We start from the raw sequence: 16,127 nt of genomic DNA, 5'->3' as shown, positions 1-16,127 counted from the left end.
CATGCTATCGAGGACAATCACGGCCGGCACCGAATCGGTCTTTCATCTGGAAGAAGAGCATGCGCATGCCGAAGGCAGCAGCACCATGCTTGGCTTCTGGCTGTACCTGATGAGCGACTGCCTCGTCTTCGCGATGCTGTTCGCCGCCTATGGCGTGCTCGGCGGCAACTACGCGGCCGGTCCCGCGCCCAAGGACCTGTTCGATCTCGATCTGGTGGCGGTCAACACCGCCATGCTGCTCTTCTCCTCGATCACCTATGGCTTTGCCATGCTGACCATGGACAAGGGTCGCGTGGCCGCGACACAGGCCTGGCTCGCCGTCACCGGCCTGTTCGGCCTGGCCTTCCTGTCGATCGAGCTCTACGAATTCGCCCACATGATCCATGAGGGTGCCACGCCGCAGCGCAGCGCCTTCCTGTCGTCCTTCTTCACCCTGGTGGGAACGCACGGCCTGCATGTCACCTTCGGCACGATCTGGCTGGTGACGCTGATGGTACAGGTCGCGAGATTTGGCCTCATCGAGGCGAACCGCCGCCGCCTGACGTGCCTCTCGATGTTCTGGCACTTCCTCGACGTCGTCTGGATCGGCGTCTTCACCTTCGTCTATCTGATGGGGATGTTGCGATGAACGCTCACGATCACGCCGCCGATCACGGCCACGCGCATGGCGGCGCCGCGCACGGAACGCTGAAAACCTACCTGACCGGTTTCGTCCTGTCGGTGATCCTCACCGCCATCCCGTTCTGGCTGGTCATGACCGGCGCCATCGATAACAAGCAGGCCACGGCCATCGTCGTCATGGCTTTCGCGGCGGTGCAGATCGTGGTCCACATGGTCTTCTTCCTGCATATGAACACCGCCTCGGAAGGCGGATGGTCGATGCTGGCGCTGATCTTCACGCTGATCCTGGTCGTCATCGTACTGACAGGCTCGCTCTGGGTGATGTACCACCTCAACGCCAACATGATGCCGGGGCTTCACGACATGCGCGAGATGCCATGAGCCCGCCGCCGGGCGCGGGGAGGACCACTATCGAGGCACGGGACGGCCAAGCTGGCATCCGTCTGCGCACCGCGCCCCGCAAGGACGCGGGCAGATCGCCCGCGTCGCGTCTTTTCCTCCTGCTGCTCGGGATCCTCGGTGTGCTGGTGTTTGTCGGGCTTGGCATTTGGCAGCTGGAAAGGCGCGTCTGGAAACTCGATCTGATCGCCCGCGTCGATCAACGTATCCATGCTCCCGTCGTCGATGCGCCTGGCCCAGTCGGTTGGAACGGCTTGACCGCGGTCGGGTCCGAATACAGCCATGTGCGACTGGCCGGACGCTTTCTGGGCGGCGCCAGCACGCTGGTGCAGGCGGTGACGGAGCTTGGCGGCGGATACTGGGTGCTGACGCCGATGCGAACCGACCGCGGCTTCGTCGTGCTGGTCAACCGCGGTTTCGTGCCCGTGGAGCGCAAGGCCGAGTTCGAGCGGGAGAGCGGTGATGGCTTCACCGCGCCGGTCGTCATTGACGGGCTGTTGCGCATAAGCGAGCCCGGCGGCGGCTTCCTGCGCAAGAACGACGTCGCGGACAATCGCTGGTACTCGCGGGACGTTGCCGCCATCGCGACCGCGCGCGGCCTGACTGACGTCGCGCCCTATTTTGTCGATGTGGGAGCGTCCGGCACGGATGGCTGGCCGCGCGGCGGTTTGACCGTCGTGAATTTCCGCAACAGCCATTTGGTCTATGCTTTGACCTGGTTCACGCTCGCTGCGATGCTCGCGGCAGCCTTGGCCGCGCCGATATTCGGACGCCGCCGGCGGCAAGGACCGGCAAGATGAGCATCCCGACACAAGCACTTCGCAACGACAAGTCCTTCGCGGCGGCGTCCCCTGTCGGCAAGGGTGGCGCGGTCGCCAATCCCGACGCGGCGAACAGGAAGAATCTTTTCCTGCTCATCCAGCTGCGCTGGTTGGCGGTGGCGGGCCAGGTGCTCACCATTTTGGTGACGGAATACTGGTTCGCCATCCCGCTGCCGTTGCCGGAGATGGCCGGCGTCGTGCTTTTCCTGATCGGGCTGAACATCTTCAGCCTCCTTGGCTTGCGCGGCCGGCGGCCGATCAGCAACGCGCAGCTGTTCGTCGCGCTGATCTTCGACATGGCGGCATTGACGACCCAGCTTTATCTGAGCGGCGGTGCCTCGAATCCCTTCGTATCGCTCTACCTGCTGCAGATCACCCTCGGCGCCGCGTTGCTGACACCGTGGTCCACCTGGATCCTGGTGGTGGCCGCCTCCGCCTGCTTCGTCTTCCTCATCTTCCAGTTCCAGCCGATCGCGATCCCGCATCACGGCGGCAGCGACCTGTTGGCCCTGCATATACGCGGCATGTTCATCTGCTTCGTGCTGGCGGCGGGACTGATCGTGATCTTCATGACGCGCATCAACCGCAATTTGCGTGAGCGCGATGCCTATCTCGCCGATCTGCGCCAGCGCTCGGCCGAGGAGGACCACATCGTGCGCATGGGCTTGCTGGCCTCGGGTGCCGCGCATGAACTGGGCACGCCGCTTTCGACCATCTCCGTCATCCTGTCCGACTGGCGCCAGATGCGGAGCGTCACCCGCAACCGCGAGCTGGCTGGCGACATGGCCGAAATGCAGGCGCAGATCGAGCGCTGCAAAAGCATCGTGTCGGGCATCCTCATGTCTTCGGGGCAGGCCCGGGGCGAGGGCACGATCCGCACCAGCATCCGTCATTTCCTCGACGATCTTGTCCAGGAATGGCGTGTCAGCCGCCAGCCGCTCAATCTGGATTACAGGAACGATTTCGAACCCGACGAGAAGATCGTGTCCGACACGGCGCTGAAGCAGGTCATCTTCAACGTGTTCGACAACGCCCAGGAGGCATCGCAGGATTGGGTCGGCGTCACCGCCGAGCGGCAGGGCGAGAAACTGGTGATTGCCGTGCGCGACCGCGGGCCCGGTTTCGATGAGGGTATTCTGGCCGCGCTCGGCCAGCCCTATATGTCGAGCAAGGGACGGCCCGGCGGCGGCCTCGGTCTTTTCCTGGTGGTGAATGTTGTTCGAAAGCTGGGAGGCGACTTTTCGGCGCGCAACATGGAGCAGGGGGCTTGTGTCACCCTTTCGCTGCCGCTTGCGGCGCTGACCGATGGAGATGATCATGAAGGCTGATCGATCCCTGTTTATCGTCGAGGACGACGCGACCTTCGCGAAAACGCTGAAGCGCTCCTTCGAAAAGCGCGACTACGACGTGATGGTCTGCCATGGCAGGGAAGACCTGGCTCGGGCCCTCGAAACGGCTGTTCCAGCCTACGCCGTTGTCGATCTCAAGCTTGGGGCCGGCGGCTCCGGGCTGGAATGCGTCAAGCTCCTGAGCGCCCGTGATGCTTCGATGAGGATCGTCGTGCTGACCGGCTTCGCCAGCATCGCCACCGCGGTCGAGGCGATCAAGCTTGGCGCATGCCATTACCTGGCGAAGCCCGCCAACACCGATGACATCGAAGCCGCCTTCGGCCGGGCCGAAGGCGACGTTTCGGTTTCGCTGAGCAGTCGTCCCACCTCGATCAAGAACCTCGAATGGGAGCGCATCCACGAAACGCTCGTCGAGACCGGTTTCAACATCTCCGAAACGGCGCGCCGGCTTGGCCTGCACCGGCGCACTTTGGCCCGCAAGCTCGAGAAACGCGTGGTGAGATAGCCGGAACGTTGTGCCAGCGGACCGGCCGAAAACCGTTTTGGCCCATCGACCACTTGAGACGCGAGCACTCAATGCTTCCCTCTGCGGCCTGGGATACTTATCTGTCGGGACAGACACCGGAACGGGCAAGAGGCGTGGCGCAACGATCGGGCAGTGCTGATCTTCCACTTCATGGCGGACGTGTGCCGAAATGGCTGGGCGACCGCATGACGCGTCTTGGCGCCGTGATGTGCGAGGCGATCATCCATCACTATGGCCGCAACGAATTGCTGCGGCGGCTGGCGCATCCGTTCTGGTTCCAGTCCTTCGGCGCCGTCATGGGCATGGACTGGCACTCGTCCGGCATCACGACCAGCGTTGTCGGCGCCTTGAAACGCGGCCTCACGCCGCTGTCTGGCGAACTCGGCATCCACGTCTGCGGCGGCCGTGGCGTGCATTCGCGCAAGACCCCGCACGAGCTTGCCGCCATTGGCGAGCGCATCGGCTTCGACGGCGCGCGCCTGGCCACCGTCAGCCGGCTTGTCGCCAAGGTGGACAGCGCCGCGGTCCAGGATGGTTTCGATCTCTATCTGCACGGCTTCATCGTCACCGATGACGGCGACTGGGTGGTGGTGCAGCAAGGCATGAACGGCGACAGCAAGGTGGCACGACGCTACCATTGGCTATCGGAAGGCTTGAAGAATTTTGTCGATCAGCCTCACGCCGCCATCGAGGGCGCCAACCAGGGCGAAATCGTCAACCTGACCGACCGCCGTGCCGAGGCCTCGCGCCAAGGCCAACTGGACCTGCTGCAGGACCTCGGGCCGGACCGTATCTTGCGGGAGTTCGCTGCGCTGGATTCCGGCACCGCAGCGGCTCCGGAGCAGCCGCTGCTGCCGCATCTGGTCATGCCGGCTCACCATGATGTTCGCGAAAGCGATGTCGTCATGCGCCGCCTGCATGGAAACATGGCGGCGGCGGCCGAACGCGGCCCGGCGGATTTTTCCGAGCTTCTGCTGGTGCCCGGTGTGGGCGCGCGTACGGTGCGCGCATTGGCGCTCGTGGCCGAGGTGGTGCATGGCGCGCCGTGCCGTTTTTCCGATCCCGGCCGTTTCTCGCTCGCGCATGGCGGCAAGGACAGGCACCCGTTTCCTGTTCCTCTCAAGGTCTATGACGAGACGATCGGTGTGCTGAAGTCGGCCGTGCAGAAGGCCAAGCTTGGTCGCGAAGAGGAAATCGGCGCTCTGAGGCGGCTCGACGATCAGTCGCGGCAGGTCGAGCGGTATGTCACCGGCCCCAGCCTGAAGGAGATTGTCGCCGGCGAATTCGACCAGTCGCATCTGCTTGGCGGCCGCAGTGTCTTTGGCTGGGAGCCGGCGCCGGATAATGCGCCCGCCGAGCGGGACAAGAAGGGCATGACAGGGAAGTAGCGGCGGACGCATCGCGTTCGGGTCATGCCACGCGACGATACGTATAATTATCCCGGATGTATTCGTTGAAGAAGCGGCCCTTCGAGGAGGACTTCCTGAAAGCGGTATAGGTCGCGAGAGGAACGCCCATGTAGTCGTAACGATAGCCGGTCGGCACGAACCAGACGGAGAGGACCCTGGTCGCGGGATCGTATTGTGTGTTTTGGATCACTGTCGACGGCATCTTGGCAACCTGACTGCTCAGCCGGATAATCCGCCAGGGCTGGTCTGGTTCCGTGCCCGCCGTCATCCCTCACGCAGGCAAGCGCGAGCCGATATTGCGTTGCGGTCCAGCCCTCACCATCTAGGCGGGATGTCGCCGCTCAAATCGAAAGCCACCGGCCTCGCACTCCAGCACGATCTCTTTGGCGATGCCTCGGATCTGCCGGAGGGTTTCGCCTACCAGGCCGGATTGATCACGCCGCGGGAAGAGACAGAACTCGCCCGGTACCTGGAAGAACTGCCCTTCCAGGCGTTTGATTTCCACGGCTATCTGGCAAACCGGCGCGTCGTCGGGTTCGGCTTGCGCTACGATTATGACCGGCGCGAAGTCGTCGAGGCGCCGCCGATCCCCGACTTCCTGTTGCCTTTGCGCGAGAAGATCGCGGCCTTTGCGCGCCGGCCTGCCGAGGCCTTCGCGCAGGTGCTGATCAATGAATACCGGCCTGGTGCCGGCATCGGCTGGCATCGCGACAAGCCGCATTTCGAAGATGTCGCTGGCGTCTCGCTGCTTGCGCCTTGCGGCTTCCGGCTTCGGCGAAAGAACGGTGACGGATGGGACCGCCGGACCATCCTGGTCGAGCCAAGGTCGGCCTATCTCATGACGGGGTCTTCGCGCACCGAATGGGAGCACAGCATCCCGCCGCTCGCCGAGCACCGCTATTCGATCACCTTGCGGACATTGCGTTCCCAAAACAGCTGAGCCCGACCGGCCAAGCGGAAATCGTCCAGGGCGAACGATCCCCGGCCAGGACCGATCGTCGTGATTCTACTTCACGCCGATCCCGGCGGTCAGGCCGCCATCGATCTTGTAGTCCGCGCCGGTACAGAAGCCTGCCTTCGACGAGCACAGGAAAGCGATGAGTTCCGCCACTTCCTCCGGCTCGCCGATCCGGCCTAGCGGATGGGCGGCGCCGAAGCGCCTGTAGGCCTCTTCGACATCGGCATCGCTGCCATTGTCGCCGCGTGCGGCTCGCTCGAGAATTGGGGTGCGGATCGAGCCCGGGCTGACCGAATTGACCCGGATGCCGGCGGCGGCGTAGTCCAGCGCCAGCGAGCGCGTCAGCGTATGGATCGCGCCCTTCGTCGTGGCATAGGCGGCTACGTTCCGCTGGCAGGCGAAGCCCTGTACCGAGGCGACATTAACGATGGCGCCGCCGCCGCGCTTGACCATCTGCGGGATGCCGAAATGCGCTGTCAGATAGATCGATCCGACATTGACGGTCATCGCCCGGTTCCAGGTTTCCCAGTCGGTCGTCGTCGCGGTTCCGTAGGGATGGACAGCCGCTGAGTTGACGATGACATCGAGGCCGCCAAATCGCTCGACCCCGTCCGCGATCGCGTCGCGGACCTGATCGGAAACCGAGACATCGACGTCCAGGATCCGCGCGGCGTGCCCGAAGCTTTCCAGTTCCGCCTTCATCGCCGCGTTCGCGGCCCGGTCGATGCCGCAGGCGATGATCGCGGCACCTCCAGCCGCAAGGCGTCTGGCGGTTGCCAGGCCAATACCGGTCGTCCCCGTCACCAATGCCACCTTACCGTCGAAATCCTTCATCGTGGGAGCTCCTTCATGCGCTATGGGAAACCGGTTCTTGGTTTGACACTCATCGTGATCAAACAATAGGTTGCCGGTCTCTTGCAAAAAGGAAAGTGGCAATGGAACAGTGTTGGCGCTGGTATGGGCCGGATGATCCGGTGACGCTTGAGCACATCAAGCAGGCTGGCGCCACCGGCGTGGTTTCAGCACTTCACCACATCTACGATGGCAGGGCCTGGCCTGAAGCCGATGTGCTCGAGCGCAAGCGCATCATCGAGGCCGCCGGCCTGACATGGTCGGTTGTCGAGAGCATCCCGGTCCACAATTCCTTCAAGATCGGCGCACCCGAACGCGAGCGGTATGCCGGCTATTATCGTGACAGCATCCGCGCGCTCGCCAGGGCCGGCATCAAGACGATCTGCTACAATTTCATGCCGGTGGTGGACTGGACCCGCACCGACCTCATGTACCGTTTGCCGACGACGGGCTACGCGCTGCGCTTCGACGCCATCGACTTTGCCGCCTACGATCTTTTCGTGCTGCAGCGCAAGAATAGCGCCGCCAGCTATACGCCGGCGCGCATTGCCGAGGGCGAGAAGCGGCTGAAGGTGCTGACGCCAGAGCGGATCGACCAGATCGAGCGCAACCTCATCGCCGGCCTGCCGGCGACCGAGCGCAGCTATAATAGGGACAGTTTTCGCGAGGCCTTGGCTGAATATGATGCGATCGGACCGACGGAGTTGCGCGACAACCTTGCCTGGTTCCTGCGCGAGATCATTCCGGCGGCCGAAGACGAGGGGGTGCGCATGTGCATCCATCCCGACGATCCGCCATTCTCGCTCTATGGCCTGCCGCGTGTCGTTTCGACTGCTGAGGATGCGCGTTTCATTCTCAATGCCGTCGACAGCCCGGCCAATGGGCTGACCTTCTGCACCGGCTCCTACGGCACGCGTGCCGACAACGACATTGTCGCCATGATCAAGGAATTCGCCGAGCGCATCCATTTCGTGCATCTGCGCAACATCACCATCGAGGAGGACGGCTCGTTCTACGAGGCTGAGCATCTCGAGGGTGGCACCGACATGGCGCACGTCATTCTTGCGTTGATGCAGGAAGAGACGCGTCGTCGCGGGAAAGGCCGTGCCGATTGGCAAATCCCGATGCGGCCGGATCACGGCCATCTGCTCGCCGACGATATCGGCAAGAAGAAGATCAATCCCGGCTACTCGTTGATCGGGCGGCTCAAGGGTCTCGCCGAACTGCGCGGCATCATGCGCGCCGTGGAGCGGTTCGGGCTGGCGTGAGCCATAGCGAAGCGGGCTGTTGTCTGCTTCTCTGGCCAGCCTGTTCCATCCCGATCTTCCCAGATTTCCCTTCCGGATCGTGCTCAGCCTGGCTCGGTGGCCAACAATTTCATTGTGCTGGCACGCAAATTTCCGAGTTCGGCGGTGTAGTGCTGACCAGCGCTCTCTGCACGCGTGCCGGCGTCCCAGGGGAGCGACTCTCGCGCCGCCAGGACCAGCCATCGGTGCAGGGCCGTGGCGTACCAAAAGGACAATGCTCTTTGACGACCTTCCCCTTCACCGAAGCCACTCCAATCCAGTTTCAGGCGCCGCTGCCGAAGACGTCGGATGTGGTGATTGTCGGCGGCGGCGTCATCGGCGTGACCGCGGCGCTGTTTCTGGCGCGGCGCAACATACCGGTGACTTTGCTGGAGAAGGGGCGCATCGCCGCCGAGCAGTCCTCGCGCAACTGGGGCTGGATACGCCAGCAGGGCCGCGACGCAGACGAACTGCCCATCGTCATCGAAGCGCAGCGTCTCTGGCGGCAACTGGCCGAGGAAAGCGGCGAAGACATAGGCTTGACACAGACGGGCGTTACCTATCTTGCGCGTACCGACAAGGAAATGGCCGGTTTCGCCAAATTCCTGAAGATAGCCGAAGCTCATGGCGTCGACACGCGTCTTCTCGACCAGGGTGAGACCGCGAGGCTGATCCCGACCATGTCACGCTCCTTCAAGGGCGCCATGACCACGCCGTCGGACATGCGTGCCGAGCCCTGGGTCGCTGTGCCGGCGCTTGCCCGCCTGGCCGCTCGCCAGGGTGTCACCATCATCGAGAACTGTGCCGCACGCATGCTCGATATCTCCGCCGGGCGCGTCAGCGGCGTCTGGACCGAACGAGGCCGCATCGCCACGTCGAGCGTGCTTGTCGCCAGCGGCGCGTGGACATCGCTATTCCTGCGCGCGCACGGAGTTTCGATCCCGCAGCTCAGTGTCCGAACGACCGTCGTGGCGACCGCGCCGATGCCGGAAATCTACGCGGGCGCCGCCGCGGACGAACACATCGCATTCCGGCGCAGAAAGGATGGCGGATACACGCTGGCGGCAGGAGGCAGCCATCTGCTCTATGTTGGGCCGGACGCTTTTCGCCACGCACCGAAATATCTGCCCGCCCTGAAGGAAAATCCGTTCGGCACGCGCTACCGGCCGGCGGCACCCCGTGCATATCCGGACGCCTGGTCGACCCCACGCAAATGGGATGCGGACAAGGAAAGCCCGTTCGAAAGGATGCGCGTTCTCAATCCTGTTCCCGAGGCCAGGGCCCTTCGCGCCATCGATGCCGGCTTCAGGGGACTTTTCCCGCAATTCGACGCGGTGCCGCTCAAGGCGAGCTGGGCCGGTATGATCGATGCGATGCCGGATGTCGTGCCTGTTGTCGACCGCGCGGCCGCGGTTCCGGGTCTCGCAATCGCGACAGGGATGAGCGGCCACGGCTTTGGCATAGGCCCTGGCATTGGCCGTATCCTGTCCGATTTGATCCAGGGCAACGAGACAGGACACAGCCTTCACAGGTTCCGTCTGTCCCGGTTCAGCGATGGCAGCCCGATCCAGTTGGGGCCGTCGCTCTAGACCTCGCTTGTTGACTGGCCTCTGCCAGGATGTCGACATGCTGGCCGACCCTGACGAACCGCGAGACCAGCGCGGCATGATCGCGATCAGCTTTCCCTCGCGAGTGGAAAGAAATATCCCGTCGCGGCTGCAACGAAGGGCTGATTTTTCCTTCCCGGCAATCTGAAGTCGATGAGACTTGCGGGCAATGACGGCCGTCACTACGAGGATCTGCTGGAGCCGGAAATCCGGGCTGGCTGACTTTCTACCGGAAAGGACAGGAATTTTCGCGGTATCGTCAGATCTTTAGAAAATCATTCGTCGTATCCGGCCCGAAATCGGTCCAAAAGAAAAAATCCGTTCGGTGTTTTCCTCCCATTTCGCCGGACGGTGTTCCCCTCTGAAGGTTATGACCTTCTTTTTGGCCGGGCCGCTTTCGCGCCCGGCCATTTTTCTGGGCGCCGTGCACGTTGCCGGCGCCGCGCTGATCGGGCAAGCTTCAATAAAGGCCATGCGCCAGCCATTGGCCGCAATCAGTGGAAAGAAGGAGAGGTCTCATGACATCCAAAGTCGCCGTCATCGCCGGTGCAGGCTCCGGCTTGAGCGCCTCGCTCGCGCGTCTTTTCGCGAAGGAGGGGTTCCATGTGGTCCTGGCTGCCCGCAACGTTGAAAAGCTGGAAGCCTTGCAGGCGCAGACAGGCGCGCAGGCTGTGGCAACGGATGTCTCCGACCCTGCGTCGGTGGCGCGTCTGTTCGATGTCGCCGACAAGGCCGGTCCGCTCTCGCTGGTGGTCTTCAACGCCAGCGGACGCGCCCGTGGACCGATCGCCGAGCTCGATCCCGAGACCGTCCGGCAGGCTTTGCTGGTCGGGGCTTATGGCGGTTTCCTGGTCGGCCAGCAGGCGACCCACCGGCTCCTCGCCCAGGGGGCGGGCTCGATCTTCTTCACCGGAGCGACGGCAAGCGTGAAGGGGTTCGCGGGCTCCGCCGGTTTTGCAATGCCCAAATTCGGCTTGCGCGGGCTGGCGCAGTCCATGGCGCGTGAATTGGCGCCGAAGAACATCCACGTCGCGCATTTCATCATCGATGGCGCCATTGGCTCAGCCGCGTCCGGGCAGGATTCCGAGCCGCAGGATCGCCGGCTGTCACCCGATGCGATCGCGCAGGCCTATCTCTCCATCCATCGCCAGCACCGCAGCGCCTGGACCTGGGAAATGGAACTCAGGCCCTGGGTTGAGACCTTCTGACAGGACTGGCGCAATGTGCGACTTCCGAGCGTCCTGCGGGCTCGGTTCAGAGGAGTCGACATTGCATGAGGATATCACTATATAGCGGCGGCCTCGCGGGCTCGCGCCTTGAAGCGCAACGTCCAAAGGCGGCTGTAGCGACAGCCATTGAGATGCGAAACGGACTGAAAGCCGTAAAAGATAGAAGCAATTGCTCGGAGCGGGACCGATCCCGCCAACGGTACAGTCCTTCAGAACCAGAAAATGTTCTTCATCTCTCGATTTCCTTCGGCTCTGTGGACCTTGGACGGCATCGACTTGCCGGCTGGCCGCGACTCGGCTGGAATGGGAGCATGCATCCTTTGTTGGATGCCGACGTTTATGATTACCAACCGGCTTTGCCGCAAGGGAACAGCAATATGAGTGAACACGCGATCGAATTCTTGCGGGGATGGATCGGCGAAAAGGTCCATTGCCAAGCCCATGCCAGGATCGAGAAGCAGGCCGAGACACTGGCCAAGGAATGCGCCGCCAAGGCGGCCGAGGTCGGCATCCCGTTGGAGGACATCCAGGAGGAAGTCGGCGATATTCAGGAGTTGATCGCCTCCAGGCTCGAGGAAGCCGCCGAGGCCGACGAAAACCAGCAGCCTTCGAGCAAGGCCGCGGAATAGATTGAGGGTCGAAGCTGCCTGAATGCGCGGGCCATCTGGCCCGCGTTTCGTCTCAGCCGAACTTTTCCTTCAGCCACGCCTTCGGCAGTGCCGGCACGAAATTGCCGTCGCGCCCGGTCATGTCGTCATTGGCGACAAGGGTGTTGAGGATCGATTCTTCCACGGTCTGGATCACCGCGTCGAAAAACGGATCGATGTCCGTATCGGGGATGAAATCGGCATTGGCGATGCGGCCCGATGGCGCCAGCGCCGCGTCGGGATTGGCTGTCGAGAAGGCGAGAAAGATATCGCCCGAGCTGTGATAGCCGAAGCCGCCGGTCATGGCGACGCCGAGCGGCACACGGCGAGCCAGCCGCTTCATCTGGTGCGGCAGGAACGGCGCGTCGGTGGCGATGACGGCAATGATGGAGCCCTTTTCGGCGCGCGGCGTTCCCTCGCGGACAGCCGGCTCGACAAGGTCCGGTCCGGCACGCAGGCCACGAAGGGTAAAATTGCGCCGCTTGCCGAAATTCGACTGCACGAAGGCGCCCACCGTGTAGCTGCGCCCTTGCCATGCGACGATGCGTGACGCCGTGCCGGAACCGGCCTTGAAGCCGAAAGTGATCATGCCGGTGCCGCCGCCGACGCTGCCTTCCTCGACCGGGCCGCCCGCCGCGCCATCGAGCGCCTCGGCGACATGCGCAAACGTCAAATGGTGGCCGTTTATGTCGTTGAGGAACCCGTCATAGGTCTCCGCCGCCACCGGCAGGCCCCAGGCACTGTCGATTGCGGCCGGCAGCGCCTGGTTCATCCAACGCAGCGTGCCGTCACGCGAAACCCCGCAGGAATGCGTGTTGGTGATTGTGATCGGGAAGTTGAAAGCACCGGTTTCCTCGACGATATGCGAGCCGGTCAACTCACCATTGCCGTTCTGGCTGAAGATGCCGGCGAAAACTGGCGCGGCCAATTCGGTACGCGGCCTCGGCAGAATGGCGGTGACGCCGGTGCGCACCGGCCCCTTGCCGACGACGAGCGCGCCATCGCCCGATATCAGCGTCGAATAGCCGACCGCGACACCGGGCACGTCGGTGATCGCATTGAACGGCCCGGGCGTTCCGTCAAAGCCGATGCCGACGCTTCGCGCGCGCGGCTTGCCTGACGGCGTTGCCAGGTGATGCGGATTGCCGGTCATGATCTCAGAGCATGATGCCGAAAAGTGTGAAGCGGTTTTCGGATGACATCATGCTCTAACCCTATGATTTAGAGCCGGATTCAGATTGTAGGTCGATTCGACCTGAAATCATCCGGCTCTAGAACAGCGATCCCTGTTTGCCCGGTTCCTTGGTCTTGGCCGCCGGCTTGGCAGCCGGCCTTGGCCGCGCGGCACCGCTGGTTGCCACCGCATCCGCCGTGCCGTCGGCGAACTCCAGCGAAAGCGCCATTCCCGATGCCACGTCGGCCGCCTGCTTGATGACGGCGCCGTCGGCATCTTTCACCAAGGCGAAGCCACGCGCCAGGACGGCCTTGTGCGAAAGCGTCGCCATCAGCCGGTCGGCCTGGCCAACGCGGCTGCGCAACCGCTCCAGCCTGAGCAGCACCGCTTGGCTGCCACGTCTGGTTAGAGCCGTCAGCAAATCCCTCTGCACCCGTTGCCGCCGCGCCGTCGGCTCGATTGTGATGCGGCCTTGCAGCAAAGCCAACTGCTGCCTGTGACGCTGCAACGACGCCTTGGCGCATTTTGGCAACTGATCAGCGGCGCGGTTCAATTCAGCGCGCCGTGCCCTCGCCAGCGCGCGCAGCGCCCCTTGCGCCCGCAAAAGGTTCCGGTCGTTGGTGCGCCGCGCCTCGGCAATCCTCTGCGACAGCATCGCCGGCGTCAGTTTTACGGCAAAGAATCGTGCCCGCTTGCGTTCGGTGGACACCATCAGGCCGCGGCCGAGCCGGCTCGTCGCATCATCGAGGCGCCGGCGCGGCAGCGCCAGCAATTGATCGGGCGAGGGCAGTGCGCGCGCCGCCGCGCGGGCTGCCTGCCGCTTGCGTTCGAAATTGCGCAGCACCGCGGCCTTGAGCCGCGCGCCGAGACTGGCAAGCGTCGCTTCGAGGTCGGCCTTCACCGGCACGGCGATTTCGGCCGCCCCCGTCGGGGTCGGCGCCCGCACATCCGCGACGAGGTCGATCAGCGTCCAGTCCGTCTCGTGGCCGACGGCGGAGATCACCGGAATGCCGGAGGCGGAAACGGCCCGGGCCAGTGTCTCGTCGTTGAAGCCCCACAGATCTTCCAGGCTGCCGCCGCCGCGCGCGACGATCAAAAGGTCGGGGCGCTGGATGGGGCCATCCCATGCCAGCGCGTTGAAGCCGGTGACGGCATTGGTCACTTCCGCGCTCGCGGTTTCGCCCTGCACGCGAACCGGCCAGACGAGCACATGCAGCGGAAAGCGGTCCTTGATGCGGTGGATGATGTCGCGGATGACGGACCCGGTCGGCGAGGTGACGACACCAATGACGCACGGCATGAACGGCAGCCGGCGTTTGCGGCCCGCCTCGAAAAGCCCTTCCGCCTGCAGCCGGCGCTTGCGCTCCTCCAGCAGCGCCATCAGCGCTCCGGCGCCGGCCGGCTCGAGATTGTCGATGACGATCTGGTAGTTGGACTTGCCGGGATAGGTGGTCAGCTTGCCCGTGGCGATCACCTCCATCCCTTCCTCGGGACGGAATTTCAGCCGGCTCATCGTGCCCTTCCACACCACGGCGTCAAGCCGTGCGCGGTCGTCCTTCAGCGCGAAATAGGCATGGCCGGAGGAATGTGGGCCGCGATAGCCCGAAATTTCGCCGCGCACCCGCACATTGCCGAAGACGTCCTCGACCGTGCGCTTCAGCGCGCCGGAAATCTCGCTCACCGTGTATTCGGTGGCGTTGGTGCGTGATTCGGATGCTGCTTCGCTCATCGGCCGATTGGGGGCTGGTTGGCGCCCCACGTCAAGACGCCCATGTCAGGCCAGCCATTCATGACCTGGTGCCTGACCCTTTCTACCAGCCTGGCAGGATCTGGTTCGCCCTGGTCCGCTTCATCTTGGCGAAGGCGAGGGCGGCGAAGTCGAAGGTTCCCGTCTCCTCGCCGAGCGGTACCGAGATATTGTCCAGGCTTTCCGAAATATGGCGGGCAAGCGCGTCGACGATCTCCGGCCGCGGCGTCTGGCCGCGCATGATGCCGATGCGGCAGTCGGGCAGGGCGCCGAAGCCATCGGCTTCGCCCAGCACGCGCATGCCGGGCCTGAGCGCGCATTCCGGCAGCACGGATATCGCGAGGCCAGACAGCACCGCGGCGGTGATGACGGTTGCCGAGAAGCTGGTGAACAGGATGCGATAGTCGCGGTTCTGCTGGTCCAGCACATCGACGGCGGCGCGCCGCCAGATGCAATTCGGCCGGCCAAAGGCCATAGGCAGGATTTCCTGCTCGTGCGTCGCATGGTTGGCCGAAGAAACCCACAGCAGCGGTTCGCGCCGCACGACTTCCGATTGGCCGCGTACATCATTGTGCGTCACCAGCGCCAGGTCGAGATTGCCGCGCTTGATATGCTCGACCAGCCCCGGCGTCGGCTCGCAGATCACGGTCAGTTCGACGCGCGGATTGGAGCGCGTGAAGCGCGCCATGATCTCGGGCAGGAAACGGTCGGCATAGTCGTCCGGCGTGCCGATACGGATCGTGCCTTCGAGCCGCTGGTCATCGAAGGCGGCGAGTGTTTCGCGGTTGAGGTAGAGCAGCCGTCTTGCGTAGGAGAGCAGCTTGTCGCCTTCCTCTGTCAGCCTGTTGCTGCGCCCGTCCTTCTCGAACAGCGGCTTGCCGATCCGCTCCTCCAGCCGGCGCATCTGCATCGACACCGCCGACTGGGTGCGGTGCACTTCCTCCGCCGCGCGGGTGAAGCTGCCGGTATCGGCGATCGAGATGAAGGTCTGCAACTGATCGAGATCGAGCGGCGCTTTCATCGAGATGATCCATCATTGATGTTGATGCCTAGGATTAGAAACATTCGTTGGATTAATCAATCGGTCGATGGCAAATTGGCATTGTCCACATGAAAGCATGTGAATCGAGACCGGAGCGGCACCTGTCACTGGCGCCGCTTGCCCGGCTTCGTCCGCTCGACTCCGAAGGAGGCTGATATGACCACGATCGATTTCGCCACCGAGACCTCGCGCATCATCACGCGTCCGGCCGTTGCGACGCGCGTGGCAAATACCGTCTCCAACGCCTATCGCGCCTGGAAAAATCGCCGCGCCTTCTATCGCCTTGGCGAGATGTCGGATGCCGAGCTCGCCGATATCGGCCTGACGCGCGCCGACCTGCATGTCGCCATCGACGTGCCGTTTGGCCGCGACCCGACGGTGATCTTGCGTGAAATTGCCAGCGATCGCCTCGAAACGATCGAGCACATCGCCCGCAAGGTGGCCTGATTGGTTCAGTTTC

The 16,127-nt window shown here is 63.6% G+C and carries 19 protein-coding genes; 13 read left to right on the top strand and 6 right to left on the bottom strand.

Annotated elements, in window-relative coordinates:
• Nucleotide 1: 1 nt before the first annotated feature.
• From cyoC to FJW03_RS15320, 6 genes are all read left to right on the top strand, one after another.
• On the top strand, nucleotides 2-628 hold the full coding sequence (gene cyoC / locus FJW03_RS15345) for a cytochrome o ubiquinol oxidase subunit III (protein ID WP_140766250.1): 627 nt from the start codon (nucleotides 2-4) through the stop codon (nucleotides 626-628).
• Complete coding sequence (gene cyoD, locus FJW03_RS15340; RefSeq protein ID WP_140766249.1) at nucleotides 625-1,002, top strand: cytochrome o ubiquinol oxidase subunit IV; 378 nt, start codon at nucleotides 625-627, stop codon at nucleotides 1,000-1,002. The genes cyoC and cyoD overlap by 4 nt, the downstream gene beginning before the upstream one ends.
• The gene (locus FJW03_RS15335) at nucleotides 999-1,820 is read left to right on the top strand and encodes an SURF1 family protein (RefSeq protein WP_140766248.1); all 822 of its coding nucleotides are present in this window, start codon (nucleotides 999-1,001) and stop codon (nucleotides 1,818-1,820) included. The genes cyoD and FJW03_RS15335 overlap by 4 nt, the downstream gene beginning before the upstream one ends.
• Nucleotides 1,817-3,169 (top strand): ATP-binding protein, encoded by a 1,353-nt coding sequence (locus FJW03_RS15330; protein ID WP_140766247.1) that lies wholly within the window; start codon nucleotides 1,817-1,819, stop codon nucleotides 3,167-3,169. Before FJW03_RS15335 ends, FJW03_RS15330 begins: the two co-directional genes overlap by 4 nt.
• Complete coding sequence (locus FJW03_RS15325; RefSeq protein WP_181173317.1) at nucleotides 3,159-3,695, top strand: response regulator transcription factor; 537 nt, start codon at nucleotides 3,159-3,161, stop codon at nucleotides 3,693-3,695. The genes FJW03_RS15330 and FJW03_RS15325 overlap by 11 nt, the downstream gene beginning before the upstream one ends.
• Before the next feature lie 134 nt (nucleotides 3,696-3,829).
• A complete protein-coding gene (locus tag FJW03_RS15320) occupies nucleotides 3,830-5,104 on the top strand; it encodes a DUF763 domain-containing protein (RefSeq protein WP_140766270.1) in 1,275 nt (424 codons plus the stop codon).
• Nucleotides 5,105-5,126: 22 nt separating this feature from the next.
• Here FJW03_RS15320 and FJW03_RS15315 read toward each other — a convergent pair whose 3' ends face one another.
• A complete protein-coding gene (locus tag FJW03_RS15315; protein WP_319022890.1) occupies nucleotides 5,127-5,315 on the bottom strand; it encodes a KTSC domain-containing protein in 189 nt (62 codons plus the stop codon).
• Nucleotides 5,316-5,456: 141 nt separating this feature from the next.
• Between FJW03_RS15315 and FJW03_RS15310 the strand changes: the two genes are divergently transcribed.
• The gene (locus FJW03_RS15310) at nucleotides 5,457-6,065 is read left to right on the top strand and encodes an alpha-ketoglutarate-dependent dioxygenase AlkB (RefSeq protein ID WP_140766246.1); all 609 of its coding nucleotides are present in this window, start codon (nucleotides 5,457-5,459) and stop codon (nucleotides 6,063-6,065) included.
• Nucleotides 6,066-6,131: 66 nt separating this feature from the next.
• Here FJW03_RS15310 and FJW03_RS15305 read toward each other — a convergent pair whose 3' ends face one another.
• Nucleotides 6,132-6,917, bottom strand: coding sequence for an SDR family NAD(P)-dependent oxidoreductase (locus FJW03_RS15305; RefSeq protein WP_140766245.1), 786 nt, complete (start codon nucleotides 6,915-6,917; stop codon nucleotides 6,132-6,134).
• A 101-nt stretch (nucleotides 6,918-7,018) separates the two neighbouring features.
• Between FJW03_RS15305 and uxuA the strand changes: the two genes are divergently transcribed.
• The 3 genes from uxuA to FJW03_RS30055 all read left to right on the top strand — a co-directional run bounded on the left by uxuA (nucleotide 7,019) and on the right by FJW03_RS30055 (nucleotide 9,976).
• Nucleotides 7,019-8,203 carry a mannonate dehydratase gene (gene uxuA / locus FJW03_RS15300; protein ID WP_140610946.1) on the top strand — a complete coding sequence of 395 codons (1,185 nt, stop codon included), beginning with the start codon at nucleotides 7,019-7,021 and terminating at the stop codon, nucleotides 8,201-8,203.
• 260 nt (nucleotides 8,204-8,463) lie between these two features.
• Complete coding sequence (locus FJW03_RS15295; protein ID WP_140766244.1) at nucleotides 8,464-9,810, top strand: NAD(P)/FAD-dependent oxidoreductase; 1,347 nt, start codon at nucleotides 8,464-8,466, stop codon at nucleotides 9,808-9,810.
• A gap of 37 nt (nucleotides 9,811-9,847) precedes the next feature.
• Nucleotides 9,848-9,976: a hypothetical protein gene (locus tag FJW03_RS30055; protein ID WP_264296472.1), complete on the top strand. Its 129-nt coding sequence runs from the start codon at nucleotides 9,848-9,850 to the stop codon at nucleotides 9,974-9,976.
• Nucleotides 9,977-10,095: 119 nt separating this feature from the next.
• Here FJW03_RS30055 and FJW03_RS15290 read toward each other — a convergent pair whose 3' ends face one another.
• Complete coding sequence (locus FJW03_RS15290) at nucleotides 10,096-10,302, bottom strand: hypothetical protein (protein WP_140766243.1); 207 nt, start codon at nucleotides 10,300-10,302, stop codon at nucleotides 10,096-10,098.
• A 44-nt stretch (nucleotides 10,303-10,346) separates the two neighbouring features.
• Between FJW03_RS15290 and FJW03_RS15285 the strand changes: the two genes are divergently transcribed.
• Both FJW03_RS15285 and FJW03_RS30365 read left to right on the top strand, forming a co-directional pair.
• A complete protein-coding gene (locus FJW03_RS15285) occupies nucleotides 10,347-11,036 on the top strand; it encodes an SDR family NAD(P)-dependent oxidoreductase (protein WP_140610943.1) in 690 nt (229 codons plus the stop codon).
• Between the two features lie 398 nt (nucleotides 11,037-11,434).
• On the top strand, nucleotides 11,435-11,686 hold the full coding sequence (locus FJW03_RS30365; RefSeq protein ID WP_140766268.1) for a DUF768 domain-containing protein: 252 nt from the start codon (nucleotides 11,435-11,437) through the stop codon (nucleotides 11,684-11,686).
• Nucleotides 11,687-11,738: 52 nt separating this feature from the next.
• On the opposite strand, the gene FJW03_RS15275 is transcribed toward FJW03_RS30365, so the two are convergent.
• The 3 genes from FJW03_RS15275 to FJW03_RS15265 form a co-directional block, all read right to left on the bottom strand.
• Nucleotides 11,739-12,857: a P1 family peptidase gene (locus tag FJW03_RS15275; RefSeq protein WP_140766242.1), complete on the bottom strand. Its 1,119-nt coding sequence runs from the start codon at nucleotides 12,855-12,857 to the stop codon at nucleotides 11,739-11,741.
• A 118-nt stretch (nucleotides 12,858-12,975) separates the two neighbouring features.
• A complete protein-coding gene (gene xseA, locus FJW03_RS15270; protein WP_140766241.1) occupies nucleotides 12,976-14,607 on the bottom strand; it encodes an exodeoxyribonuclease VII large subunit in 1,632 nt (543 codons plus the stop codon).
• Nucleotides 14,608-14,689: 82 nt separating this feature from the next.
• Nucleotides 14,690-15,646 (bottom strand): LysR substrate-binding domain-containing protein, encoded by a 957-nt coding sequence (locus tag FJW03_RS15265; RefSeq protein ID WP_140766240.1) that lies wholly within the window; start codon nucleotides 15,644-15,646, stop codon nucleotides 14,690-14,692.
• Between the two features lie 177 nt (nucleotides 15,647-15,823).
• On the opposite strand from FJW03_RS15265, the gene FJW03_RS15260 reads away from it, so the two are divergent.
• Nucleotides 15,824-16,114 (top strand): DUF1127 domain-containing protein, encoded by a 291-nt coding sequence (locus FJW03_RS15260; RefSeq protein ID WP_140766239.1) that lies wholly within the window; start codon nucleotides 15,824-15,826, stop codon nucleotides 16,112-16,114.
• Nucleotides 16,115-16,127: the final 13 nt, after the last annotated feature.

Source organism: Mesorhizobium sp. B4-1-4 (assembly GCF_006439395.2).
Classification (GTDB): domain Bacteria; phylum Pseudomonadota; class Alphaproteobacteria; order Rhizobiales; family Rhizobiaceae; genus Mesorhizobium.
Note: the sequence above shows the minus strand (reverse complement) of the source record. Positions and strands in the feature narration are given on the sequence as shown.

Bases quoted from the DNA above. Each gene is read 5' to 3' on its own strand.
- cyoC (WP_140766250.1), top strand. From the start codon at position 2: ATGCTATCGAGGACAATCACGGCCGGCACCGAATCGGTCTTTCATCTG.
- cyoD (WP_140766249.1), top strand. From the start codon at position 625: ATGAACGCTCACGATCACGCCGCCGATCACGGCCACGCGCATGGCGGC.
- FJW03_RS15335 (WP_140766248.1), top strand. From the start codon at position 999: ATGAGCCCGCCGCCGGGCGCGGGGAGGACCACTATCGAGGCACGGGAC.
- FJW03_RS15330 (WP_140766247.1), top strand. From the start codon at position 1,817: ATGAGCATCCCGACACAAGCACTTCGCAACGACAAGTCCTTCGCGGCG.
- FJW03_RS15325 (WP_181173317.1), top strand. From the start codon at position 3,159: ATGAAGGCTGATCGATCCCTGTTTATCGTCGAGGACGACGCGACCTTC.
- FJW03_RS15310 (WP_140766246.1), top strand. From the start codon at position 5,457: ATGTCGCCGCTCAAATCGAAAGCCACCGGCCTCGCACTCCAGCACGAT.
- FJW03_RS15305 (WP_140766245.1), bottom strand. From the start codon at position 6,917: ATGAAGGATTTCGACGGTAAGGTGGCATTGGTGACGGGGACGACCGGT.
- uxuA (WP_140610946.1), top strand. From the start codon at position 7,019: ATGGAACAGTGTTGGCGCTGGTATGGGCCGGATGATCCGGTGACGCTT.
- FJW03_RS30055 (WP_264296472.1), top strand. From the start codon at position 9,848: ATGCTGGCCGACCCTGACGAACCGCGAGACCAGCGCGGCATGATCGCG.
- FJW03_RS15290 (WP_140766243.1), bottom strand. From the start codon at position 10,302: ATGGCCTTTATTGAAGCTTGCCCGATCAGCGCGGCGCCGGCAACGTGC.
- FJW03_RS15285 (WP_140610943.1), top strand. From the start codon at position 10,347: ATGACATCCAAAGTCGCCGTCATCGCCGGTGCAGGCTCCGGCTTGAGC.
- FJW03_RS30365 (WP_140766268.1), top strand. From the start codon at position 11,435: ATGAGTGAACACGCGATCGAATTCTTGCGGGGATGGATCGGCGAAAAG.
- FJW03_RS15275 (WP_140766242.1), bottom strand. From the start codon at position 12,857: ATGACCGGCAATCCGCATCACCTGGCAACGCCGTCAGGCAAGCCGCGC.
- xseA (WP_140766241.1), bottom strand. From the start codon at position 14,607: ATGAGCGAAGCAGCATCCGAATCACGCACCAACGCCACCGAATACACG.
- FJW03_RS15265 (WP_140766240.1), bottom strand. From the start codon at position 15,646: ATGAAAGCGCCGCTCGATCTCGATCAGTTGCAGACCTTCATCTCGATC.
- FJW03_RS15260 (WP_140766239.1), top strand. From the start codon at position 15,824: ATGACCACGATCGATTTCGCCACCGAGACCTCGCGCATCATCACGCGT.